Consider the following 23,814-nt stretch of genomic DNA (forward strand, 5'->3'; position numbering starts at 1 on the left):
ATGGGTATGAATGCTGTGACGAAGACCCTGACGGATGCGCTGCGGCATCCGAGCGCGCGCCTCAGCCAGCATCTGGGGATCTGGATCGGCACGCTTGATCTCGGCCTCGACGTGCTCGACTTCAAGGTGCGTGCGGGGTTCTGCAAGGACTACAGGGTTGATGTCACGGTCACGTCTGCGCGCCTGGACATCGATGGCAAGCTCTGTGTCGGGCGGCGCGCGGGCCTGCAGATTGACGAGCGTGTGGCGGTTCCCTCCGCGGGCTACATCGATCCCGTCGACCACGCGGCGGCCACCTTCAATGGCGTTGTCACGCGCTGGAAGCGTATCCGCACGAGCCGCGATGAGGCCGCCTACAGGCTGCGCATCGAACCACGGTTTTCCGCGCTGCTCAAGCGAATACAGGGGTCTCGGACATTTAAGGACAAGACCCTTCAGGAAATTATCACGGAGCTGATGGTCGACCGGAAGAATTTCGACGCGTTCGATGTCGAATTCAATCTGGAGGGGGCGCAGGAGAAGTTCGAACAGGTGGTGATGTATGAGGAATCCGTATGGAACTTCATCGCACGTCATTGCCGGCGCAAGGGCCTTTTCTGGTTCTACAAACAGGGGCGCGGCAAGCAGGGGCAACTCGACACCATCGTGTTCGCGGACAATCCGCGCGCCTATGTGCGTTCGATTGACGTGCCGCTGATGCCGGATTCCGGTCTCACGGGCAACTGGCACGAGGCGGCGCTTTCGGTCAACGAAGAACGCACACTGGTACCGGCCACGGTCGAGTTGTGGGAGCGTAACTATCGCACCCCGGAGGATCCACTGCGGGCAACGGCGAGCGTCTCTGATGAGGACGGCGACCGCTCGGTGTTCGGCCAGATCAACCGAAGCGCGGAATTTCATCTGACGCAGGACGCGGGCGAAGCGCTGGCGCAGACGCGGCGCGAGGAGCAGGTAGCACGTCAGGCGACGCTGTCCGGTACGAGCAACGTGAAGGGCCTCATGCCGGGTGTGGTGGTGAAGCTGACCAACACGAAGATGCCCAGCGCGGAATACGGGTTCGTGATCACCTCGATGGAGATGGAAGGCAGCCGCACAAAACCGGCGCACAACCGGTTCAAGGCAATGCCCGCGCACCTGGTGTATCGGCCCAGATTCGACTACGAGAAGCATTGGCGTTTTCTGGGTGGCCCCGTCGTCGGCGTGGTCACGACGTTTGACAGCACGCCTTACGGGTGCATGGATGAGCACGGACGCTATTCAGTTCTCCCCAAATTCCTGCAGGGGTCGGACAGCACCGACAAGCAACTGCTCAACCTGCGCCTGCTGCGTCCGTCCTCGTCCTGGCAGGGCGGCTGCCATTCGCCCCTGCTGCCGCGCACTGAGGTTCTTCTCGAAGCGGCCCATAACGATGTGGACCGCATTCACATATCGGGAGCACTGCACGACTATTCGCACCCGGACGTAGTGCATGGTGCGCAGGCGATGTTCAGCTATGCGATCTGGCGTTCGCCGCTGCGCGGCGCGGAGATCGTGTTCAACGACCTGCAGGGCAAGGAAAGCGCGCGCATCGCCACGGTGTACAGCCAGTCGGCGGTGAACCAGGGCTACCTGCTCGACAGCAAAAAACTGAAACGGGGTGAAGGGTTCGAGATTACGACCCAGGCGTGGGGCACGATGCGCGCGGCCAGGGGGCTGTTCTTCTCGGCGGACGCGGCGGCCGGAGCCGATAGCCCGCACCTGGACATGCCTGCGGCCGTCGCGCAGCTGAGGGCCGCGCTACAGCGCGTGACGGATCTGGCGGCGGCGACCACGCAGGCCGGGGCCGACCCGGCCGACCGCGCCGCGCAGTCGGCGCTGCTGGACGGGCTGAACCAGCTTCGCGACGCGGGGCTGCTCGCCAGCGCCCCGGGCGGCATGGCGTTCGTGACACCGAAATCGGCGCAGCATTCGGCAGGCGAGAACGTGATCGTCACCGCAGGCCAGAACATGGATGTGAGCATCGTGAAGCGGCTGCGCATGGTGGCGGGTGACATGATTTCGCTGTGTGCACACAAGCTCGGGCTGAGCCTGACCGCGGCGAAGGGGAAGGTCTCGGTCGTGGCGCAAACGGGCGGGATGGATCTCTTCGCGCAGAAGCAGCTACGTGTCGCGAGCGAAAGCGCGGACGTCCAGGTGGCAGCCAAATCGAAGATCACGCTCAACAGCGGCGGAGCTTCGCTCGTGATCGAGAACGGCGGCATGACCTTCCACTGCCCCGGTGCATTCGTCATCAAGGCGGCCTCATTCACCTTCCAGGGGCCGGACAACGTCGCCGCCACGTTACCTGTCCTGCCGAAAAGCGACCTGCAACTCGACGACCGGTACCCGCATACGCACTAGAACGCCATGATTATCAGCCCTCCCTTTCTGCCCGAATCGGGCCTGACCTCGACCGACGCCTCGAAGTCGGATCCCATGATGGACGCCGTCGACCGGTTCGAACTGGCTCACGGCATCTATCCGGTGGCATTCGACCGGCGCTGGCATTGCGGGGTGCATCTGGCGCCAGAGATGCACAGCCCGGTGTATGCCATTGCAGATGGCGAGGTAGTGGCATACCGGGTTTGCCAGCATGCAATCGATTCCGGCAACAGCAATGTGGGCTTCGTCCTGCTCAAACACTCGACCGCAACGGGCGATGGCCGCACGCTGACGTTCTATTCGCTCTACATGCATCTGTTGCCGCTGGGGGAGTACCAGTCATTTGGACATGATGCGGCGCAGATACCTGAATTTCTGCGTATGCCTTCCGGTGCCGCTTCCACGGGACAGGTGACGCCTGCCGTGTCGGGCGGCGTAAACAAGGTCAAGCGCAAGGACATCGTGGGTTTTCTCGGACGCTACCAGGGCCTGACGTACATGCACTTCGAAATCTTCATGATGCCGGGGGATTTCGATACGTACTTCGGCCAAACGCAGCTTGGCAATACCTCACCGGACACGCCGGCGACATCGGACTGCTGGGGACACACCTATTACACGATTCCCGCCGGTCAGCAGTTCTATGCGCGGCCCACAGGAACGGGTGCGGACAACAATCTGCACGGCATCGATTTTCGTCCGGGCCACGTGGGCACAAACGCGTTGCCGCTGGCTGTGGAGACCTATTTCAGCAAGGGGGCGAAATACACCAATGTCTGGAGCGTCGCAACTGACGGGACCTGCACACTGCTCACGCCGCAGGCCGACGAGGAGAAGGACTACGAATACAACCTTTACCAACGTGCCACGGCGCTTTATCAGGCGTGTCCGAGTGACGGGTATGAGCTTCTGCGCTTCGGGCGTATTCTTTCGACACCGGCCACGTTGACGGACCAGGCCGCCCACTCGCCGCCTCCCGTTGACGGAGCATTACCTGGCAACCCGCATCCAGTAGACGTACCCAGCCAGCGTGTGACATGGGTACGCGTACCCTATGCGACCGGGCAGTTCGGCTATATCGACATCAACGATCCGAACATCAAGAAGCTCTCGGATGCAGATTTCCCGTTCTTCATGGGCTGGCAGAAGATCAGCGAAGGCAATGCGCTATTCAGCAGCGACGGGATGTGCGATATCGATACGCTCAAGAAACTCGTCAAGGACGCTGGGGATAACGAACAGCCTACGGTGTCGGCGGAAACGACAGAAGTGCAGAAGGCGGACGCGCTTTCAAGCTACGTCAAGGGCCACGATGGCGTACGCCAGGCGCTGCGCGGGTTTATCTGCAACGCACCCAGTGAATGGGACAGCACGAACAATCAGACGCGCTACACGAAGCTGCTCGATGAAGGCGGCTTCTATCACGGTAATACGCAAGGCTACAACAAGTTCCTCAATTACCTTAAGGAAATCCAGTTGTGGGACGCGACCGGTCTGACAGCCGGCCAGAAGCTCTGGTTCTTCCACCCGCTTGCGTTTATCAGGCATTTCAGGAAATGCGGGTGGCTGAACCAAGACGAATTAGCCGCCACATTCCCTCGCTATCCGTTCTACACGCAAAGCGGTAGTCCTCGGAGAGCCATTACTACCGATAACGATACATATAGGGTGACACTGGCAATCGCACGCCAGCGTGTCCAAAATCATGTGGTTGCGCTGAACAAGTGTCTTAGGAAGTATATTGGGGACGACTCAAAACGAATCGCTGTGTTTTTGGCTCAAGTGCTTTTGGAGACGGCTCAATGGCGTAATCTTGGTGGCACAAGACGTCTTATGCACGAATGGGGATTTGGTCAGCATTCTGCTGCCAACCCTGCAACCCAATACTATGGTCCATTTTATGGCCGTGGAATTGTGCAGCTCACGTGGGCCAGTAATTTTGAGGCGTATGGGAAGTATCGAGCTATTCCTGATAACAATAGTGGTTCTTACGTTGAGCGGCTACCGGGTGTGGCTCATCGTATCACGACGACTTCACGCCATTATTCGGCGAATCCAGGCGATGGTGGACATTTGATGCTTTGGTTTCCGCGTTATGATCCGGATATCATTGCAGAAGATGCGGAGTACGCATGTGATTCTGGTGGGTTCTATTGGGTGTCGAAAGCTTTTTCTCAAGGGTTGAGTATTAATAGAGTCGCCGATAAGAATTTTTCGGCGTCGGATCTCGGCTTTATAAATCGACTGGTCAATGGGGGTGGTAACGGATACTACGAAAGGCAGGCATATTCAATGTTTATGTTGCGCATGCTGGGTGACGGGGTAGACGTGAGCGAGACAATGTTGATTAATCCTCCTCACCCAAAAAACTCAATTTTAGCAAATATGCTTAAGCCGGAGTAATTTATGAGAATTATCAGGATTTTCCTGGTTGTCGTGCTATTTGCTGTGTCATTTTCGACGCGAGCCGCCGATGGCTGTAAAGTTTTTTCACCTTCCGCAGGAACTAAGGCGCTGGTTGAGGTTAAAGGTGGCGATTTGATGTGGAGGGTAGATGGCAAAAATGGAAGTAAGCAAGGGATTATAAATCTTGATACGGAAAAGACTCCTCATGTCGAGGTGGATAGCTATGATTTTAGTGGGCGACTTGGGTTTTCGGTGTGGTACATAGACGATGGAATGGGGACGTACACGATTTCTAGGGTTTTTACATTCTCTCCCCTGACTAATGAGTTTGTGGAGCGATTTCCGTCATGTGGCGATGAGTTTAATAACCTTCGTATCGATAAAAAGGGGCGCCGTCTTATCAGCACCTATTATGATCAAAATACTCCTAAACTTTGCACTACTCGTTTGTCGACTATCAAGTAATGAATAGGCAAATTCAGGCCCAGTGACATGAATGCAAAGTCCCCCAGCCGCAAAGGCGACAAACTCGAACACGGTGGCGAAGTCACCGGTGGTTCTCCCTGGGCCGAATTCATGGGCAGGCCGCTTGCCCGCAAGGGCGACGAGGCGATCTGTGACCTGCACGGACCGACCTCCATTGACGAGGGGCTCGCCAGCTTTCCCGATCGTGACGGCAAATGGTTTGCAATGCATGACCATCGTTGTGTATGCGGTTGCAGGCTGATTTCGTCGCTGCAGAACGTCAACATCGCGTAATGCCGGTCGACCTTTCTCCAGCGGGGCGCCCCAGCGCCTATCCGCGCCGTCCCCGGTTCTGGCCGTGGTGGTTCTGCATCTGGCTTGGCTGCAACGTGTTCGGCGCGACCATTGCGCTACTGCTTTGGCCGAAGGGGCAGCCTGCGAGTGGCGCATGGTTCTGGTTCTGCTTCGTTGCGGTACCCAACGGTGTGTTTCTGATCCTTTTCGGCATCGAGCGTGCTGGGTACGAAGGGTTCTGGTACCGGGCGTACTACCGCAACCAGCATCGCGGCGGATGGCTGGCGGAGCGCCTGCACGAGGCCCGGAAACCCTTGCAGGTGCTCGGCATCGGATACTGTCTGCCGCTTGGCGGCCAGTCGCTTTCCAGCGCGATCGCTGCCGGTGCGCGTCTGCCCGCTTCACAGGTGCCACGCGCAGGCTCGGGTCTCGTCGGGCACGCCCGCTTTGAGGATGCAGACTGGATGGTCGACGAACCCGGTATCGGCGATCCTCTTGAGGGCAGCGAAGGGGAGATTGCTGCAGAAAAGGCGACGAAGCAGGTTTCGCTGCTTACTCTCAAGATTGCCGAGGCGCTTGAGCCGCTTGCAGAGAACCTGCGCGCATTCACGCGCTACGAGCGTGTCTGGTGGCCGCAGGTTCGCGTGCTGGCCGCGCCCGGCAAGGAGCAGGCCTACGTGGCGCAGGTCGGCGATGCCCTGCGTATTGCGGGCCTGCCACCCCTCACTGTGCAGGCCACATCCACATCGGACGGGTTGCTGGTGGCCGATGCATGGCTCGATGCCAGGGAGCAGCGTCCACTGCTCGTGGTTGCGACAGCCTGGCATGAAGACGGCCCACCCGAAGGGAGCGCCGAAGGTTGCGTCGCCGTGTTACTCGCGCCGGGCTTCTTCCGGTTGCCCGAATCCGTGCATGTGGCTGCATTGCTGCACAGGCCGGTCGCAGGCGTCGCAACCGAAGTCGAATACGGTTTTGCCAACGCCGCGATCTGGGGAAAGGCTGACTTTGCATCCATTGTGCGCGCGTGGATTACACGCGCCGGCGAAGGATGCAGCAAGGCACTGCGTGCGGCCCATATGGACACGATTGCGAAAGACAGCGCCCAGCGGCGGGCGGATCTCATCGTCGGTGACCTGGGGGACGCAAGCGGCTGGCTGTCCGTTGCAGCGGCCATTGAATCAGGCGCGGCAGATGGCCCGCAACTCATCATCGACGGCGTACAGTCCGCGATCCTGCGCGTGACATCCGTGACAGCGAATAATCAAACAGATAACCATACGGTTTCAGATGACAGATCCCAGGCTCACCCTGCGCTCGCTTGAGCCCACTACAACCCCGGCGGAATCCGGTTCATCCAGCCGTCTTGCGATATGGGGGCTGCCGGTCGTGCTGCTGGTCCTGGCCCTTCTCGCGATTGGCATTGTGTCGATCCGGGGCGACCTGGTGCGGCTGCCGCCCGGCGAGGCGCGTATGTGGGCGGTGATTGCGATACTCGTCACCTTGGTACTGTTGGTAACTGTCCACCTCATCCTGATTGCCACGGGTGCCTACGCATTCGCCGGGCGGTTGTTTCGCAGGGAAACCGGCGACCGTACGAAGGCCGCGAAACCGCTCAGGCGCGACGCGCGGCTGCAGCGCATGTACGAGGAGCTGCGCATCTCGCATGGCTGGTTCTGGCGCCGCCGCCTGCGCTGGCTGCTGGTGAACGGCACGGACGAACGCGTCGATCAGGTCGCGCCCGGTCTGAAACAGGCGGGCGTCATGCACGTGGGCGAAACCGTTCTGGTCCATGCGTCGCCGGACGGGATCGAAGCGGCGAAGTGGCTGGGCCAGATCCGGCAGCTGCGCCGCCGCCGCCCGGTCGATGGCCTGGTGCAGGTTGCCCGCGCTGACGATCCCGATCCCGATCTGCCGCGCACGCTCTCGGGAATTGCTACCGCGCTGGGCTGGGCTGCACCCATTGCCTTTCTGCATCCGGTCGCGGCGAAAGGCCGCCAGTCCGAACGTTTCGGACCGGTTGGCGCATTCATGCCGGACGGTTCGCGCGAGGAGGCGCAGGCTACCGCAGCCATGCTGCCGGACATGCTGAACGAGCTGGAACAGAGGACGGCGGACGCGGGCGTGCGCCAGTGCGGTGAGCCACACTGGATGACCTGGCTGCTGGAAATCTCGAAGTACGTTGGCGACCATTGCGAACGGATGACCGTGAGCGTGCGCTCGCTCGCTTCGTCGAACTGGCTGCGCGCACCGCTGGCGGGCGTCATGTTCGCGCCGGTCTTTCCGGGCGCGCCCACCGTGCCGGTGCCGGTCGCCAGCGGGGATGAGACACAGGGCCAGCCTGCCCCGGCGGCGGCGCTGAACGTGGTCGCGCGTGAACAGCCACCCGCACTGCTGCCTGTCTGGCAGAAGATTGCGGCAGCCGCTCTCCATTATCGTGGCCGCCGGATGGGTCTTTACTGGCCAAATGTGCTTGCGGTGTGCGCCCTGGTTACGGCGATCGGGTGGACAGCGATGCTGGTGAACTCCGGCCTCGGCAACCGCGCCCTGGTTCAGGACGCACAAACGGCAGCCGGTGCGGCGCTTGCCGCCACGCCCGGCTCACCGCAGGCCCTGCGCGCGCAGCTCGTGCTGCAGAAACAGATCGACGTGCTCGAATACCGCCAGCAGCGCGGTGTGCCGTGGTACCTGCGTGCGGGCCTGTCGCGCAATGATGAACTGCTCGATACGTTGCGGCAGCCGTACCAGACTGTGGCCGCACGTAACCTGCGGCAACCGGTCGTGCAGGCGCTGGAAGGCCAGCTCGCCCAGCTCTCGCAGGTTCGCGCCGACGAACAGCAGAGCCACGACGCGCAGCAGCAGGCCTACAACCGCCTCAAGGCGTACCTGATGCTGGCTGCCCCATGGCGAGCCGAAGCGCCTTTTCTCAAGACCCAGCTGCTGGATGTGTGGCCCGCGCCCGCCGGCATGCGCGCCGGGGAGTGGCTCGACACTTCGCAGCAACTGGCGGGCTTCTGGGCCGGCCACCTCAAGGCGCATCCTGCCTGGCGGATCAACGCATCGATGCCGCTTGTCACCCAGATGCGTTCGACGCTCGTTAATCAGATCGGGCTGGCGGGCAGCGACGATGTGCTGTACCAGCGGGTTCTCGATGCGGCGCGCGGCAAATACGCAGACGTGTCGCTGGCCACGCTGCTCGCCGGTGCTGATGCGCATGGTCTTTTCACGACCACGCAGACGGTGCCGGGCATCTTCACCCGTGCTGCGTGGGAAGGCGTCATCGAGCATGCCATCGATGACGCCGCGAAGGCGCGGCACGTCGAAGGTGACTGGGTGCTGAGCGATGACGGACCGGCTGTACAGGTGAACGCGACCACGGTTCAAGGGGCGATCGGTGCAGCGCATGCCGCCCTCGATACGCAGCACGACATCGACGATCTCAGGGAGCGGTTGCGCACACGTTACTTCACCGGTTACACAGCCGCCTGGGCGAGCATGCTCAACAGCTTCCAGTGGATTCCGGCGACCAGTTTCTCCGGCGTGATCGACCAGCTTACGCGCCTGACCGATGCGCAGACTTCGCCGCTGCTGGCGGTCATGAAGTCCGTTCAGTACCAGGGCGAGGCAGGCCGCCCCTCACAGGCACTGACCGACACGCTGGTGCGCAAGGCGCAGGGGCTGCTCGGGGGCGGCGACAGTGACCCGGCCCAGACGCTTGCGGTCAACCCGCTGGACAAGTCGTTCGGCCCGCTGCTGGCGCTGCTCGGTGACGCAAACCCGGCTGCGGGCAGCAGCAAGGCGGGCAATGGCAATCCGGCGAATGCCGCCGCGCTCAACGGCGTCAGCCTTTCACGTGTGCTGACTGCCGATACGACCGTGCGTCTGAAGCTGCGGCAGATCCAGTCCAGTCCGGACGCGCAGTCGATGGCGCGCGCCCTCGCGCAGGCGGTGTTCCAGGGCAAGCTTTCGGATCTGTCGCAGGCACGTGACGACGCGGCGCTGACCGCTGCAAGCCTGGGCGCACAGTGGGCGGGTTTCGGACAGACCCTGTTCGTGCAGCCGCTCGACGCAGCCTGGCAGGCCGTCCTCCAGCCCGCCGCTGCCAGCCTGAACGATGCGTGGCGCGCGGGCGTGGCGGCACCCTTCCAGTCGTTGTTCGCCTCACGGTATCCGTTTTCGCCGACGACGGCTGACGCGTCCTTCGCCGAGTTCGGTCGTTATGTGCGGCCCGACACGGGGCTGGTCAACCGCTTCATCGAAAGCGAGCTGTCCGGCGTGCTCAAGCGTCAGGGCGACCAGTGGGTGCCGAACGAACTCGCACCGCAGTCGCTGCAGTTCGATCCGAAGTTCCTTGCCATGCTGCGGCTCATCGGGCCGATGGGTGCGCACCTCTATGCGCAGGGCGAAGCCGGCTATCACTTCGAGATGATGCCGCTGCCGACGTCGGACGTGACTCGCACGGAAATGACGGTGGACGGACGTCAGGTCGTCTACTTCAACCAGCAGGACACCTGGACGCCGCTTGCGTGGCCAGGCAATGGTCTGAACGGTCATGCGTCGCTGACCTGGCAGACCCTGAACGCCGGGTTGCGTGTCGCATTCGATGCCACGGGCGACTGGGCGTTCCTGCGGATGCTGGAGAAAGTCCAGGTGAAGCCGCTCGACGATACGCGCTATGAACTGGTCTGGAATGGCGGCGCGGCCAGCAACGATACGAAGGCAGCCTCCGCCACGACCGGCGACACGAATGGCGACACGGTGGCGCCGCTGCACTACGTGCTGCGCGTGCAGGCGGGGGCCGGGCCGCTGGACCTGCTGAAGCTGCGCGGCTTCCGGATGCCGCAGCGCATCTTCGTGACGGGGCGCGCGGGCGTGCTGTCCGGACTGCCATCCCTGCCACCGTTGCCACCGGAGATACAGCCATGACGGCACCGTGGAAGAAGTTCCCGCTCGGGCACGAGAATCCGTTCCTCAAATATTTCGATGAGGAAATGCGCTATCTGCGCGCCGCAGGCGGCGAGTTTGCAAAGGCCCATCCCGACGCCGTGCGCCGCATGGGGATGCTCTATGGCGATGTGGGCGATAGCGTTCGTGCGACCTTCGAGGGCTTCGCGCTGCTTGCGGCGCGCCTGCGCATGAAGCTCGACGACGGTGGGCCGGAGATCACCGAGCCGCTGGTCGACAACCTGTACGAACATGCGGGGCGAGCGATTCCCTCCCTTTCGATCATCGAATGCCTGCCCATCAGCAGCGCGGCCACGACCGGCGCACAGATCCCCGCAGGCGCCGTGGTGCGCTCGGCGCCGGTCGGTCCCGACGAGGTGCGGTGTCTCTACCGGACGACGCAGGCAGTCCAGCTGCTGCCGCTCTCGGTGGAGGATGCGGTGGTCGCAGTACGCGCCGACGGGCGCACGGTCATCCGTCTCACGCTCAGGCTCTGGCTGGCCGAACAACGCGAGCGCACGGACCTGTCGCGCATCCGCCTGTATCTGCACGGCGACCGGCCCGCTGCGGCCGCGCTGTATGCGGCGCTCACGCACCAGGTCGCGTCAATCAGCCTGCGCCTGCCGTCGATGCGCAATGGCGCGCTGCAGCCGCTCGAAGATGTGCGCTTTGAGGCGGCGGGCTTCGGGCAGTCGACGCGGCTGTGGCGGGTCATGGAACCCGAGCGTGACCGGAGCCTGGACCGCGAGCAGACGCTGCTGGAATATTTCGTGTTCCCGCAGAAATGCCATTTCGTCGACCTGTGCGGCTTCGATGCCTCGGTGCTGCCGGCGGGTGAATCGCAGATGACCTTCGAGATCGAACTGGATGGGCGGGTGCCGGGCGATCATCCGGTCAGCCGCGAGAGCTTCCGTCTTTTCTGCACGCCCGTGATCAACCTGTTCGAAGTGGACGCGCTGCCGCTGCAGCCCACGGACTGGCATGACCGGGAGCACTGCATCCGCGCGCAGCCCGGCGTGGCCGGTCATGTCGAGCCGTATGACGTGCTCGCGGTGACCGCCGCCGATCCGGAGGACAGCGCTCGCCATGCCTACCGCGCATTCACGAGTTTCCGGCATCGCGGCTGGACGCTGCGCTATGAGAAGCCGGAGCGGTATTTCCATAACTCGATGCGCTTCGGCGCGCTGGGGCGGGAACTCTGGGTGACGCTGGCGGGCCAGCTGTGGGAGCAGCGAGGCGTGGATTACGACGCCACGGAGGACGGGGCTGCCGAGCCGGATCGCTACCTGACGGTGCGTGCGCTCGCGAACAATGGCCGCCTGCCGCGCATGGCGCTCGCCGAGGCGACGATCACCGAAACGGTGTCGGGCTTCACCGGCATCGCATCCGTGCGCAACCTGACGGGTCCCACCCTGCCGCTCTATCCGCCGCGCTACCACCCGGAATACGACTGGCGTGTGCTGGGCCACTTTACGGCAGGCGGTGCGAACGAACTGAACTCGATCCGGATGGCCGGTGCGCCAGCGCTGCGCGAGGTACTCGAGCTCTACGACTGGGCGGCTGACGACGCGATCGAGCGGCGCATCGATGCGATCGAACACGTGCGGCTGGCCGAGCATCGGACGGTGGAGCGGGCGTATGTGCATCGTGAGATTCGCGTGCACGTCCAGCTCGATGCGACGGCATTTGACGGGCCGGGCGACGCAATGCTGTTCGGCGATGTGCTCAGCCGCTTCGTGGGCCGTTACGCGAGCTTCCACCATTCGATGCGGCTGGTGCTGAGCGTCGACGGCAAGGAGACGGTGTATCCACGCATGGAGCACGAGGGGGCGCCTTTCTGATGACAACATGGATCATGCGATGCACGGTCGGCATTGGCCTCGTGCTGGCGCTTTCTGCGTGCGGTATGTGGCAGTCGGTGAAGGACGGAACCCTGGATGCCACGCGGGCGGTATTCGAGACGAAGGTCAAGCAGATGAATCTCGTCGTCACGGCGCGCAGCGCGCTGAACCAGGACGCGCGCGGCGCGTCGCTGCCGGTCGTGCTGCGCATCTGGCAGCTCAGGGATGACCGGCCCTTTGTGACGGCGACCTACGCGCAACTGCTCGATGGTAACGATGCGCTCAAGGCTGCGACCGTCTGGCGCAAGGACATCACGCTGGGGCCGGACCAGACGCGGAAGATATCCGAACCCATCGGCGACGAGGCGAACTAAGTGGGCGTGGCGGCGTTCTTCCGTGACACCGCCAACGCCGAATGGTCCGTGCTGGTGCCGAAATCGCAGTGGAAGAAGACCGACCCGGTGAGGCTGGTGGCGGCAGACCGCAATCTGGAAATCGATTCGGAGCACCGATGAACATCCCGTACCTACGCATCGTGGCCGTTGCGCTGCTGGCTGCGCAGGCAGCAGTGGCGGCCATGGGACAGACAGCAGGCGCACCCGATGACGGGACTCGCCTGTGTCAGCACCTCCGGGCCACCGGTCCGACCGACATCGCGAAAGCCGTGCTCACGCTCACGGCGAAACTGCCCAGGGTGCCAGTGCGGGATGCCGCTGCCTTTGAGCGGGAGAACGCCGCAGCGATGCCCGATGCCATCGCGACCGTTCGCAGGCCGCTCTACCACGTCTGGCTGGCGGGGCGGTATCTTGACCGCGCGACGCGGCAGATCGGCACCATCCCTGCCGTTACGTCGCCGGCGCTTCGCGCACTGATGCTTGCGGACAGTGCGAATGCGGCAGCGGGTTACGTGTCGATTGCAACCGACGCACTGCTGCTGGCCGCGTCGGAGCGTGGCGATGCCGCGCATGGCGGGCCGGCGCCCAGCGATACGCAACTGCAGGATTACGCATTCGATCTGCAACAGATCTCGCTGATGCTCAACACACTGGTCATGTGCAACCTGCGCCAGCCGGAGTGAGGCCCGTGACGCTAATCCAGAAAGACATCATGAAGCACGTGATCGTCGGTTAGAGGTTATTCAATGAAACGCGCATCCGGTTTCGCCCTTGTACTCGCCTTGGCTTGCTCGACGGCAAATGCAAGCGCACCGTTAAATCCTTCCGCCTTAGCCAAACAAATTGACGATGAAGGCGCGAAGGCGACGGTAAATAAAATGTCAGAGTCAGAATGGGACAGCGTTCTTACCCATATCGACTCGGGGAATGCTGCATGGGTCGCGCTTGTGCCAAAGCTGGCAGAAGGGACGGACGGCGGAAATTCGGAAGACCTCGGAATTGGATTGGCCTACGCGCTCCCCAAAAATGCCAAGGCTGTTCTGTTGGCCATCGATCCGAACAATGGGCCGGTGCTGGGGGTTAGTCGCGTTTGCTCTGCGCCCTTCATCGAAGATACAGTGAAAGACATTCCCGCCTACATCAAGCGCGCCAAGGTGGCCTTAACCAAGGTCCGTGACTCCTCGTTGCAGGAGGTTAAAAAAGCCTGCCTTGCCGAACTGGCAAAGCCGTAAACAAAACGACCGTTTTCTGTACCGTCTGACAAGGGCGCATAGCGCCTAATGCCGTTCAGTTAAGAGCCGAACGGCATTTTTGTTTCTGGGGCTGGAAGAGGTTGTAAACGAGGCGCTGAGGTGTTAATTGCGTCGCATGGCGTCGGCACCGCGCGGGCTGTTCAGGTTAGCGAAGAAATGGGCGCATTTGCGGATTCGAGCGACAGCAGAAATTGCTTGGTCGCCAACCCGCCGGCGAAACCCGTCAGATCGCCGGAAGCGCCGATCACGCGATGGCAGGGCGCGACGATGGAGAGCGGATTTTTGCCGTTTGCCGCACCGACCGCCCGCACGGCTTTGAGGTCCCCGATCTGCGCGGCGATGTCCTTATAGCTGCGCGTTTCGCCGAACGGAATCGTCAACAACGCGTCCCAAACCTTCTTCTGGAAACCGGTCCCTTCAAAATCGAGTGCCAGGTCGAACTGGTTTCTCGTGCCGGCGAAATATTCGTTCAGTTGCCGCTCGGCGTCGATCAGGATCGGACGATCGTCTGCTTCGACCATCTCGTGCAGACGCACCCGGTTCGGCTTGTCGTTCTCCCACAAAATCGCGGTCAACCGGTCGCCTTTTGCAACGAGCTTCAGCTTGCCGACGGGCGAGTCCATCAACTTGTACGCGTAGATCATTTTGCTCAACTCCTGGCGGGTTAGCGGCACAGATGGCGGGGCCGCCCACGCGGGTTCGTGAACCCGCCATGGAATAGCGCCGATAGCCGATAACTTAACCTGCGGATTGTCTGGAGGCGCTCCGGATCTTGCTATTCAATTCTTCGCGTCTGTCTTCAGCGCGTGTCCGGATACTAACGCGAGGTGACCAGCCGAGGTGACCAGCGGATCCTGGTCACCTCGGCTGGCCACCTCGCGTTGTCGCCATGGCCGCGCGCGCCGCAGATTAGAATCGATACCCAGGGCACGATGCCCACCGGCAACCCGGATATCTTCTCTACGATTGTGACAACCACACTTGAACAACTGCGGGCCGGCCAACTGGCGGGTACCAGGCGACTCAAACTGGCTTGCGGACTGACCGAATTTCCACGCGAGATTTTCGATCTGTCCGACACGCTGGAAATCCTCGACCTGTCCGGCAATGCGCTCTCGACGCTGCCCGCGGATTTGCCGCGACTGAGCAAGCTGCGCATCGTCTTCGCCTCCGACAACCTGTTCACCGAACTGCCGGAAGTCCTCGGGCAATGCGCGCAATTGAGCATGATCGGCTTCAAGGCAAACCGCCTACGCGAGGTGTCCGGCAGATCGCTTCCCGCTCAACTGCGCTGGCTGATCCTGACCGACAACGAGATCGAAGCGCTGCCCGCCGAAATCGGCAACTGTACGCAGCTACAGAAGCTGATGCTTGCCGGCAACCGGTTGCAGACCTTACCCGAGACGCTGGCCGCCTGCACGCGGCTCGAACTCCTGCGCCTCGCGGCCAACCAGCTGAGCGAGTTGCCCGCGTGGCTGCTGCGTCTGCCGCGGCTTTCCTGGCTCGCGTATGCCGGCAATCCTTTCGGCGCAGCGCGGGAGACCGCGGCGCTGACCGGCACGCCGATCGCCGATATTCACTGGGACACCTTGAGGCTCGAGGACCCACTGGGCGAGGGCGCTTCCGGCGTCATCTACCGTGCGTCGCTTCTGCGGACGGCGAGGGACGCGTCCCGACCCGTGGCCGTCAAGTTGTTCAAAGGCGCGGTGACGAGCGATGGTTTGCCGGACTGCGAGATGGCGGCTTGCATCCGCGCCGGCGATCATCCGAATCTGATTCCGGTGGTGGGCAAGGTGAAGGACCATCCGGCGGGCGCGCACGGGCTCGTCATGGAATTGATCGATCCGCAATACAGCAACCTTGCCGGGCCGCCGAGTCTGGAATCGTGTACGCGCGACGTCTACGGTCCCGACACCCGTTTCGATCTGACTTCCGCGTTACGCATCGCACATGGCATCGCTTCGGCAGCTTGTCACTTGCATCGGCAAGGCGTCATGCACGGAGACCTGTATGCCCACAATGTTCTGCATGGCGGGCAAGGCCGGGCATTGCTGGGCGATTTTGGCGCGGCCTCTTTCCATGCGCCTGAAGATCGGGCGCTTGGGCTTGCGCTTCAGCGGCTGGAAGTGCGGGCGTATGGCTGTCTGCTCGAGGAATTGATCGATCGATGCGATTTGCGGGAGGAGGCGCAGGGCATCGTATCGAAGCTCGAGACGCTGAAGGCGGAGTGCCTGGGTGAGGACGTGGGCAGCCGGCCGTTGTTCGATGAGATCGCCTCCAGTCTGTCGGCACTGGCGGGTGCTACCGAAACGCTGTAGTGCATGGCTCCTTCAGTTGAGTCAGTACAATAACGCGGAGTTTTTATGTGAAGGCGCGGCGATCGTTCGCACGCCTCGGCAAGGAGGAAAGAGAACCCATGACTCAGAGGATGCGCCGCCGTGTGCTGGTTGCCGGCACGCTTGCAGCGGCCGGCCTGGCAGGCGCGGCTCGCGCCGATGCGATGCAGGGCGGCAAGTTGACGGTTGCGCTCGTGTTGAAGTCTCTCGCTGACCCGTACGCCGTGGCGATGGCGCGCGCCGCGCAGAATTACCAGAAGCACTTCGCATCGCAGTTCGATCTGACGGTTCGAGGAACCGCAGCGGAAACCGATACGTCAGCCCAGATCCGCATCGTCGACGAAATGATCCGTGCCAGGATGAACGCGATCGTGATCGCACCGACTGATTCGAAAGCGCTGACGCCCGTCGTCGCGCAGGGCGTCAAAGCGGGCATCATCATGGTCACCATCGACAACTCACTCGATGAAGCGTCCCAGGATGCCGCGGGCATCTCCGTGCCGTTCGTCGGTCCGAACAACCGGAAAGGCGCGTTGGAGGTGGGAAACTATCTGGCCCGCAGACTCAAGGCGGGCGACGAGGTCGGGATCATCGAAGGCATTTCCGCCGACCGCAACGCGCAGCAGCGCACAGCAGGCAGCAAAGAGGCGATGCGCGCGGCAGGCATGAAGATCGTCGCCATCCGTTCCGGCGACTGGGACACCGGCAAAGGCAAAGCAGCGGCATCCAGGATGTTGAGCGAACATCCGCGGCTCCGCGCGCTGCTGTGCGGCAACGACAACATGGCGATAGGCGCGGTCGAGGCCGTGCGCGATGCGGGCAGAACCGGCAGCGTCTACGTCACCGGTTACAACAATATCGACGCCGTCAAACCGCTGCTCGCCGACGGCCGGGTGCTCGCGACGATGAACCAGTTCGCCGACAGGCAGGCCGTGTTCGGCATCGACGTCGCGCTCAAGGCCATCGCCGAAGGGAAAAAACAAAGCGAGTTGTCGCGCTTCATCGAAACGCCGCTGCAACTGGTCACCAAAGAGAACCTTTGAGCGCCTTTTGATTGCAGTGATTGCAGTCGCGTCGTGGGTCGACTCGCGCTGTCAGCGGGGCGGGCCGTCTGTGTCGCCCGGCTCGATCAAGGGTTGCGCGAGGCGCTGCTCGCAATGCTCCCTGTCGGCAATCGCGCTCATGATCAGCTCGGCGATGACCTTGCCCGACGCATGCCCGGTAGGCTGCACGACGGAGGTCACCGTGTACGGGAAAGCAACGTCGGGCGGCACGCCGTCGTAGACGATCAGGGAGATGTCCGTGCCGATCTGTCTGCCGCTGTCGGCAATGGCGCGGAATGCACCCGTGCCCGCAATGTTGTTGTCGATCAGCACGGCTGACGGCGGATCGGCGCGGCTCAGCAGTGCGCGCGTTGCTTCGTAGCCTCCCGTCCTGTCAAACGGGCATTCGACGATCAGCGAGGCCTCCGGCTCGATATTCGCGCCGCGCAACGCGCTCAGGAAACCGGCGCGCCGTTGCGCTGCAAAGCTGATGATCTGCGGCGCGCTGACCATGGCGATTCTGCGGTGCCCGAAATCGATCAGGCGTTGGGTCGCCGCACGGGCGCCCGCTTCATTGTCGAAGTCGAACCATCCGTAGGGCACCGGGCTGTTGGTGCGGCCGTACGCGATAAACGGGAAATTCTGTTCCTGGAGGAAGCGGATGCGCGGATCGTCCATCAGCGTGCGCGCCACGATCAGGCCGTCCACCAGCTTGCCCTCGACGAGGCGCCGGTACGTCTCGAGTTCCGCATTCGGCCGTGCGGAGATGATGAAGAGATCGAGCCCCTTCGCGCCAAGACTTTCCGTCATGCCGGCGACCACTTCGCCAAACCGGGGATCGCCGAGATCGCCCGCCCCAAACGGATAGATGATGCCCACGGCCTCCGCGCGGCCGGTTGCGAGGCGGCGCGCCGTCGGGTCCGCGTGATAGCCCAGCTCTTCGGCGGCCTTTCTGACCCGTTCGCGGGTCGCTTCGCTGACATCGTCGTAGCCGTTCAGCGCCCGGCTGACGGTGGTGCGCGAAAGACCGAGCGAGCTGGATAGCGTTTTTAAATTCACCTTCACCGTGACACCCCCGTGACACCCCCGTGACCCCGCGTTTCCGGCTGCCAGCAAGGCCTGGCAGGCCGCCCCGTGCCGAAACACACGGCATGTTACATGGATCGCGCAAACGTTTGACTTCCAAACCGGTTTGGCTTAGCATCCGAACCGGTTTTGTTGCGAAATCTTACACGTTTCCCCCTCACCCATAAGGACGCGGTCACAATGAAATGCCTCCCACTTCCACCAGCGACGTTAGCCCGCGCCCGCCTGCGCGCCGGCTTGGTTTCCGGTTCCCTGCTTGCCGTCGCGGCGATGCCCACGCTTGCTCACGCGGTAGACGGATTTCCGGCGCCTACCCCGCACTCGCAGCAGGCGTATGACCCCGAGAGCAATTTCACGATGCGCTGGACGCGCGCGGATGCCCGGCAGATCAAGGCGCAATCGCATACCGCGACGGCGGCGGACAAGAATTCGCTGCCGGCGGCGCTGACCATGCCGGACATTCCGGCGGACTTCCCGCAGATCAACTCGAACGTCTGGGTGTGGGACACCTGGCCGTTGTCCGACGTCAAGGCGAACAATCTGAGCTTCAAGGGCTGGGAAGTGATCTTCTCGCTGACCGCCGATCCGCACGCGGGCTATGTGTTCGACGACCGTCACGTGCACGCGCGCATCGGTTTCTTCTATCGCCGTGCCGGGATTCCGGCAGCGCAGCGTCCGGCGAACGGCGGATGGACCTACGGTGGGCATCTGTTCCCGGATGGCTCGAGCGTGAAGGTCTTCGGCACCGCGCCGATGACGCAGAACGCGGAATGGTCGGGCTCCGCGCGAATGCTGAACGGCAACAACGTCAGCCTCTACTACACCGCGCTGTCGTTCAACCGTACGGCTGAGGGCGGTCAGGACATCACGCCGCCGATCGCGATCATCACGCGCACGGACGGGCACATTCACGCGGATGACAAGCACGTGTGGTTCGACGGCTTCGACCAGCACAACGCGCTGCTCGAACCGGACGGCAAGCTGTACCAGTCGCGCGATCAGAACGTGTACTACTCGTTCCGCGATCCGTTCGTGTTCGTCGACCCGGCGCACCCGGGCAAGACCTTCATGGTGTTCGAAGGCAACACGGCAGGCCCGCGCGGCGCCCGCACCTGTACCGAGGCCGATCTGGGTTACGCGCCCAACGATCCGTACAAGGAAGACCTCAATGCGGTGATGGATTCCGGCGCGACCTATCAGAAGGCGAACGTCGGTCTGGCTGTGGCGACCAACCCGCAGCTCACGCAGTGGAAGTTCCTGCCGCCGCTTCTGTCGGCCAATTGCGTCAACGATCAGACCGAGCGGCCGCAGATCTACATCAAGGACGGCAAGTACTACCTGTTCACGATCAGTCACCGGCCGACCTATGCAGCCGGCGTCACCGGTCCTGACGGCGTGTATGGTTTCGTCGGCAACGGCATTCGCAGCGACTTCCTGCCGTTGAACAAGGGCAGCGGCCTGGTGCTCGGCAATCCGACCGATCTCGATCAGCCGATCGGTGCGCCGTACGCGCTGGACCCGAATCAGAATCCGCGGGCCTTCCAGTCGTACTCGCATTACGTGATGCCGGGCGGCCTCGTCGAATCGTTCATCGACGCGGTCGGTCCGCGCCGCGGCGGCACCCTGGCGCCGACCGTGAAGCTCAATATTCACGGCGATTCGACCGACCTCGACCGGAGCTACGGCAAGGGTGGTCTGGGCGGCTACGGCGACATTCCGGCTAACGCCGACGCCAGCCCGGGCAATTCAGGCGGGAACGCTCAATAACGTCCAATGCAGTAAAGCAGTCTGACGAAGGCCGGGCGGGTGACGAGTCAGTTCGTTGCCCGCACCGGCCATTCGACCATGGCACGGCACTGGACGAGCGTCCGGTCATGGCCGTGCCCGAACGGCAAGCGCCAGTAGTGAGAACGCAGCGATGAAAGCTTGGATTCCAGATTTGTCTTCGTACGACGGTCCCGCGTACCGCGCGGTGGTGAATGCGATTGAAGCGGCAGTGGGATCCGGCCACCTCAAGCCCGGCGATACCTTGCCTCCGCAGCGGATGCTGGCGGACTTTCTCGGCTTGCACGTGAACACCGTCAATCGCGCCATGCGCGAGACGTCGCGCCTTGGCTTGACAGTCGGCAGCCGGCGCAGAGGCACGGTCATTCTCAGGCTCTCCGCCTGATCGTCGGTCGACCCGACGAGTATTCATTCACTGCGCTCGCGGGGCGTGGCGGCCTCCCCGTTCACGCGCGCGCAAGCAGGAAAAAGGCAATTCATGCACGACCCGCAACGTCCCAACATGTCCAAACTGCGCTCGCTGACGGCCTGGCTGTTCGCCTTGCTGAGCGTTTCGAGCACGGTATACGCGGCGCCATCGGCATCGCCGGGCGAGGCCGATGCAGGTACAGCGCAATGGCGATCGGCGCTTCACTACACGCCGCAACGCAACTGGATGAACGACCCCAACGGGCTCGTCTTCTACAAGGGCCTGTATCACCTGTTCTATCAACACAATCCGGAAGGAAACACGTGGGGCAACATGTCGTGGGGACATGCCACCAGCCACGATCTTCTTCACTGGAGCGAGCAGCCTGTCGCCATGCACGTCAATGAAACCGAGGAGATTTTTTCCGGCTCCATCGTCGTGGACGCACACAATACGTCGGGCCTGGGAACGGCGAATTCGCCGCCGCTGATCGCGCTCTATACGAGCGTATACAAGGCCGGCTCTGGACATCAGCCGGGCACTCAGGCGCAATCGCTTGCCTACAGCACGGATGAGGGCAAGACGTGGCGTCAATACGCACGCAATCCGGTGCTGACGCTCGACCCGGAATCGCAAAATTTTCGCGATCCGAAGGTGTCATGGTATGCGCCGGGAGGTTATTGGCTGATGACCACCGTCGTCGCCGATGCGCACGTCGTCAAGATGTACCGCTCGAACAATCTCATCGACTGGGACTTCCTCAGCGACTTCAGTCTTCCCGGCGTTCCTCATCAAGGGACGCTCTGGGAGATGCCCGATCTGTTCCCGCTGCCTCTCGATGGAGACAGCCGCAAGCAGAAGTGGGTGATGATCGTCAACGTCAATCCGTGGTCGATTGCCGGCGGATCCGGCGCGATGTATTTCGTCGGCCACTTCGACGGCAGGACGTTCACACCGGAGAACGTGGCGCCGCCAGGTTCGGATCCTTCGCGCTACCAGTGGCTCGATCACGGCGCCGATTACTACGCAGCCGGAACCTTCGCCAACGCGCCGGACGGCAAGGCGGTCACGATCGGCTGGATGAGCAACTGGGACTACGCCGAACGCATACCGACCACGCCCTGGAAGGGCGCAACGGCGCTCCCTCGCGTGCTCGCGCTGAAGACCGTCGACGGCGTACCGCAACTGACATTCGAGCCGGTGCAGCAATATGCGTCGCTGGTCGGTGAAGGCTCGACCACGCGCATAAAAGAACTCAGTGTGTCCTCGCGCGTACAGGAGCTCGGCCGGCTCACCCGAGGCGTCGTGCAGAATATCGAGGTGACGTTGAGCCCGCATTCGGCTGAGCGTGCCGGTCTCATCGTGCGAGGCTCGGCGAATGGCGATGTCGGCACCCGCATCTTCTACGACACCGCGAATCAGACGTTGACGCTCGACCGTTCGAAGTCAGGCGAGACCGGTTTCTCGAATGCCTTCAGCAAGCAGCACATTGTCAACCTGCCACTCGTGAACGGGAAGTTGCATCTCACCGTGGTGGTCGACAGGAATTCCGTGGAAGTATTTGCCGACCACGGCCGTACCGTCATCACGGATCTCGTCTTTCCGGCCGCAAACGATAACCGGGTTTCGGTCTTCGCCGACGGCGGCACGGCGGCATTCAGCGATATGGCGATCACCAATCTCGTTCCGGCCAATTAGCAGAGTATGCTGGTGACAAACGACTTCTCGCGGGCGGCCAGCCACCGCTCGCGGAGACTTGCGCAGTGACGCCGGCGCTACGCGTCGAAGAGCGAAGCAAAGCATGAAGCCGGCCGCGGTGCGATAACAACAAACTATATGGAGGCGACACATGTTGATCGGCGTACCGAAGGAAATCAAGAACCATGAATATCGCGTGGGTTTGACGCCGGCGAGCGTGCGCGAATTGACCAGCCGTGGTCATCAGGTGATGGTGCAGTGCGGGGCGGGCGCCGAGATCGGTCTATCCGACGAGGCCTACGCGGCGGCCGGAGCAACGTTGTGTAGTACTGCGGCGGAAATCTTTGCGCAGGCCGGCATGATCGTCAAGGTCAAGGAGCCGCAGCCTGCCGAGTGCGCGATGTTGCGGGCGGGACAGATCCTCTATACGTACCTGCATCTCGCGCCCGATCCTGTGCAGACCGCCGCATTGGTGAAGTCCGGCGCGGTCTGCATCGCTTACGAGACGATCACCGGTCCGGGCGGCGGGCTGCCGTTGCTTGCGCCCATGAGCGAAGTGGCGGGCCGCATGTCGATCCAGGCCGGAGCGGCGCATCTGGAAAAATCGAAGGGCGGCATCGGCTTGTTGCTCGGCGGCGTGCCGGGTGTTGCACCGGCGCATGTGGTGATCATCGGCGCGGGCGTCGTCGGAACCAATGCGCTGCAGATCGCGGTGGGAATGGGCGCGAAGGTCACGAGTCTCGACACCAACGTGGATCGCCTGCGTCAACTGGATCTGGTTTTCGGCAATCGCATCACGACCCTCTACTCGAATGGCCAGAGCATCGAAGAGTCCGTGCTCGACGCCGACCTCGTGATAGGCGGCGTGCTGATACCGGGGGCGGCGGCGCCCAAGCTCGTCACGCGGAACATGATTGCGGGGATGAAGGCGGGCGCGGTTGTCGTCGACGTGGCGATCGATCAGGGCGGCTGCTTCGAAACTTCGCATCCGACTACGCACGCCAAGCCGACCTATCTGGTCGACGGCGTCATCCACTATTGCGTGGCGAACATGCCCGGCGCAGTGGCCAGAACCTCTACTTTCGCGCTGAACAATGCGACGATTCGTCACGCGATCGCGCTTGCGGACAAGGGCTGGAAACGCGCGCTCAAGGACGATGCGCATCTGAAAGCCGGCTTGAACGTGTGCGAAGGGCAGGTGACCTACAAAGCGGTCGCAAGGGATCTGAACTACGCGTACGTCGCACCCGATAGCCTGCTAGGCTGAGGCCGGCAGCGATGCCGTGGACACGCGGCGCGTGTCCACGCCACGATGATGGGTTGGGGTTGTCCGTCGAGGTTGTCTGTTTGATCCGCGGCTCGTCAGCCTTAAATCTGGCAGCATGATGCTCACCTCCTGGAACACGAAAAACAGAGGGAACCCCATGCTCTGCACCCTGTCGATCCGTGGGATGGTGGTTCG

Annotated in this window: 18 protein-coding genes and 1 pseudogene; 17 read left to right on the forward strand and 2 right to left on the reverse strand. The window is 62.5% G+C overall.

All coding sequences use genetic code 11. From position 1 onward, the window contains the following. Window positions 1-6 precede the first annotated feature (6 nt). From AC3WLT_RS09830 to AC3WLT_RS09880, 11 genes are all read left to right on the forward strand, one after another. Complete coding sequence (locus AC3WLT_RS09830; protein WP_492591690.1) at window positions 7-2,379, forward strand: type VI secretion system Vgr family protein; 2,373 nt, start codon at window positions 7-9, stop codon at window positions 2,377-2,379. A 6-nt stretch (window positions 2,380-2,385) separates the two neighbouring features. Continuing rightward, window positions 2,386-4,803, forward strand: a complete 2,418-nt coding sequence (locus AC3WLT_RS09835) for a peptidase M23 (protein WP_492591691.1) — start codon at window positions 2,386-2,388, stop codon at window positions 4,801-4,803. 3 nt (window positions 4,804-4,806) lie between these two features. After that, a complete protein-coding gene (locus AC3WLT_RS09840) occupies window positions 4,807-5,271 on the forward strand; it encodes a hypothetical protein (protein ID WP_492591692.1) in 465 nt (154 codons plus the stop codon). A gap of 27 nt (window positions 5,272-5,298) precedes the next feature. Next, window positions 5,299-5,565: a PAAR domain-containing protein gene (locus AC3WLT_RS09845; RefSeq protein WP_492591693.1), complete on the forward strand. Its 267-nt coding sequence runs from the start codon at window positions 5,299-5,301 to the stop codon at window positions 5,563-5,565. Beyond that, the gene (locus AC3WLT_RS09850) at window positions 5,565-6,887 is read left to right on the forward strand and encodes a hypothetical protein (protein WP_492591694.1); all 1,323 of its coding nucleotides are present in this window, start codon (window positions 5,565-5,567) and stop codon (window positions 6,885-6,887) included. Before AC3WLT_RS09845 ends, AC3WLT_RS09850 begins: the two co-directional genes overlap by 1 nt. Beyond that, window positions 6,853-10,488 carry an ImcF-related family protein gene (locus tag AC3WLT_RS09855; protein ID WP_492591695.1) on the forward strand — a complete coding sequence of 1,212 codons (3,636 nt, stop codon included), beginning with the start codon at window positions 6,853-6,855 and terminating at the stop codon, window positions 10,486-10,488. Before AC3WLT_RS09850 ends, AC3WLT_RS09855 begins: the two co-directional genes overlap by 35 nt. Continuing rightward, complete coding sequence (tssF, locus tag AC3WLT_RS09860; protein WP_492591696.1) at window positions 10,485-12,347, forward strand: type VI secretion system baseplate subunit TssF; 1,863 nt, start codon at window positions 10,485-10,487, stop codon at window positions 12,345-12,347. Before AC3WLT_RS09855 ends, tssF begins: the two co-directional genes overlap by 4 nt. Continuing rightward, window positions 12,347-12,721, forward strand: coding sequence for a type VI secretion system lipoprotein TssJ (gene tssJ, locus AC3WLT_RS09865; RefSeq protein ID WP_492591697.1), 375 nt, complete (start codon window positions 12,347-12,349; stop codon window positions 12,719-12,721). Before tssF ends, tssJ begins: the two co-directional genes overlap by 1 nt. Further along, window positions 12,722-12,862, forward strand: a complete 141-nt coding sequence (locus AC3WLT_RS09870) for a hypothetical protein (RefSeq protein ID WP_492591698.1) — start codon at window positions 12,722-12,724, stop codon at window positions 12,860-12,862. After that, window positions 12,859-13,425: a hypothetical protein gene (locus AC3WLT_RS09875; RefSeq protein ID WP_492591699.1), complete on the forward strand. Its 567-nt coding sequence runs from the start codon at window positions 12,859-12,861 to the stop codon at window positions 13,423-13,425. Before AC3WLT_RS09870 ends, AC3WLT_RS09875 begins: the two co-directional genes overlap by 4 nt. A gap of 63 nt (window positions 13,426-13,488) precedes the next feature. Next, a complete protein-coding gene (locus AC3WLT_RS09880) occupies window positions 13,489-13,974 on the forward strand; it encodes a hypothetical protein (RefSeq protein WP_492591700.1) in 486 nt (161 codons plus the stop codon). Window positions 13,975-14,144: 170 nt separating this feature from the next. Here the strand turns inward: AC3WLT_RS09880 and AC3WLT_RS09885 are convergent. Further along, a pseudogene (locus AC3WLT_RS09885) lies at window positions 14,145-14,639 on the reverse strand (methylated-DNA--[protein]-cysteine S-methyltransferase); the annotation flags it as partial. A gap of 324 nt (window positions 14,640-14,963) precedes the next feature. Between AC3WLT_RS09885 and AC3WLT_RS09890 the strand changes: the two are divergent. After that, window positions 14,964-16,313, forward strand: a complete 1,350-nt coding sequence (locus AC3WLT_RS09890) for a protein kinase (RefSeq protein ID WP_492591821.1) — start codon at window positions 14,964-14,966, stop codon at window positions 16,311-16,313. 98 nt (window positions 16,314-16,411) lie between these two features. Then, on the forward strand, window positions 16,412-17,374 hold the full coding sequence (locus AC3WLT_RS09895; protein WP_492591701.1) for a substrate-binding domain-containing protein: 963 nt from the start codon (window positions 16,412-16,414) through the stop codon (window positions 17,372-17,374). 51 nt (window positions 17,375-17,425) lie between these two features. Here the strand turns inward: AC3WLT_RS09895 and AC3WLT_RS09900 are convergent, their stop codons facing one another. Then, the gene (locus AC3WLT_RS09900; protein WP_492591702.1) at window positions 17,426-18,439 is read right to left on the reverse strand and encodes a substrate-binding domain-containing protein; all 1,014 of its coding nucleotides are present in this window, start codon (window positions 18,437-18,439) and stop codon (window positions 17,426-17,428) included. 201 nt (window positions 18,440-18,640) lie between these two features. On the opposite strand from AC3WLT_RS09900, the gene AC3WLT_RS09905 reads away from it, so the two are divergent. The 4 genes from AC3WLT_RS09905 to ald all read left to right on the forward strand — a co-directional run bounded on the left by AC3WLT_RS09905 (window position 18,641) and on the right by ald (window position 23,619). Continuing rightward, window positions 18,641-20,227 carry a glycoside hydrolase family 68 protein gene (locus AC3WLT_RS09905; RefSeq protein WP_492591703.1) on the forward strand — a complete coding sequence of 529 codons (1,587 nt, stop codon included), beginning with the start codon at window positions 18,641-18,643 and terminating at the stop codon, window positions 20,225-20,227. Between the two features lie 172 nt (window positions 20,228-20,399). Beyond that, window positions 20,400-20,630 (forward strand): GntR family transcriptional regulator, encoded by a 231-nt coding sequence (locus AC3WLT_RS09910; RefSeq protein WP_492591704.1) that lies wholly within the window; start codon window positions 20,400-20,402, stop codon window positions 20,628-20,630. Between the two features lie 93 nt (window positions 20,631-20,723). Beyond that, entirely contained in the window at window positions 20,724-22,352 is a 1,629-nt protein-coding gene (locus AC3WLT_RS09915; protein WP_492591705.1) for a glycoside hydrolase family 32 protein, read from the forward strand. A 151-nt stretch (window positions 22,353-22,503) separates the two neighbouring features. Beyond that, window positions 22,504-23,619, forward strand: coding sequence for an alanine dehydrogenase (gene ald, locus AC3WLT_RS09920; protein ID WP_492591706.1), 1,116 nt, complete (start codon window positions 22,504-22,506; stop codon window positions 23,617-23,619). Window positions 23,620-23,814 lie beyond the last annotated feature (195 nt).

Source organism: Paraburkholderia sp. FW306-2-2C-D06C (assembly GCF_058781505.1).

Excerpts from the sequence above, each read along its gene's own strand:
- AC3WLT_RS09875 (WP_492591699.1), top strand. The coding sequence starts at position 12,859 with ATGAACATCCCGTACCTACGCATCGTGGCCGTTGCGCTGCTGGCTGCG.
- ald (WP_492591706.1), top strand. The coding sequence starts at position 22,504 with ATGTTGATCGGCGTACCGAAGGAAATCAAGAACCATGAATATCGCGTG.
- AC3WLT_RS09915 (WP_492591705.1), top strand. The coding sequence starts at position 20,724 with ATGCACGACCCGCAACGTCCCAACATGTCCAAACTGCGCTCGCTGACG.
- AC3WLT_RS09850 (WP_492591694.1), top strand. The coding sequence starts at position 5,565 with ATGCCGGTCGACCTTTCTCCAGCGGGGCGCCCCAGCGCCTATCCGCGC.
- AC3WLT_RS09880 (WP_492591700.1), top strand. The coding sequence starts at position 13,489 with ATGAAACGCGCATCCGGTTTCGCCCTTGTACTCGCCTTGGCTTGCTCG.
- tssJ (WP_492591697.1), top strand. The coding sequence starts at position 12,347 with ATGACAACATGGATCATGCGATGCACGGTCGGCATTGGCCTCGTGCTG.
- AC3WLT_RS09830 (WP_492591690.1), top strand. The coding sequence starts at position 7 with ATGAATGCTGTGACGAAGACCCTGACGGATGCGCTGCGGCATCCGAGC.
- tssF (WP_492591696.1), top strand. The coding sequence starts at position 10,485 with ATGACGGCACCGTGGAAGAAGTTCCCGCTCGGGCACGAGAATCCGTTC.
- AC3WLT_RS09895 (WP_492591701.1), top strand. The coding sequence starts at position 16,412 with ATGACTCAGAGGATGCGCCGCCGTGTGCTGGTTGCCGGCACGCTTGCA.
- AC3WLT_RS09905 (WP_492591703.1), top strand. The coding sequence starts at position 18,641 with ATGAAATGCCTCCCACTTCCACCAGCGACGTTAGCCCGCGCCCGCCTG.
- AC3WLT_RS09855 (WP_492591695.1), top strand. The coding sequence starts at position 6,853 with ATGACAGATCCCAGGCTCACCCTGCGCTCGCTTGAGCCCACTACAACC.
- AC3WLT_RS09835 (WP_492591691.1), top strand. The coding sequence starts at position 2,386 with ATGATTATCAGCCCTCCCTTTCTGCCCGAATCGGGCCTGACCTCGACC.
- AC3WLT_RS09845 (WP_492591693.1), top strand. The coding sequence starts at position 5,299 with ATGAATGCAAAGTCCCCCAGCCGCAAAGGCGACAAACTCGAACACGGT.
- AC3WLT_RS09840 (WP_492591692.1), top strand. The coding sequence starts at position 4,807 with ATGAGAATTATCAGGATTTTCCTGGTTGTCGTGCTATTTGCTGTGTCA.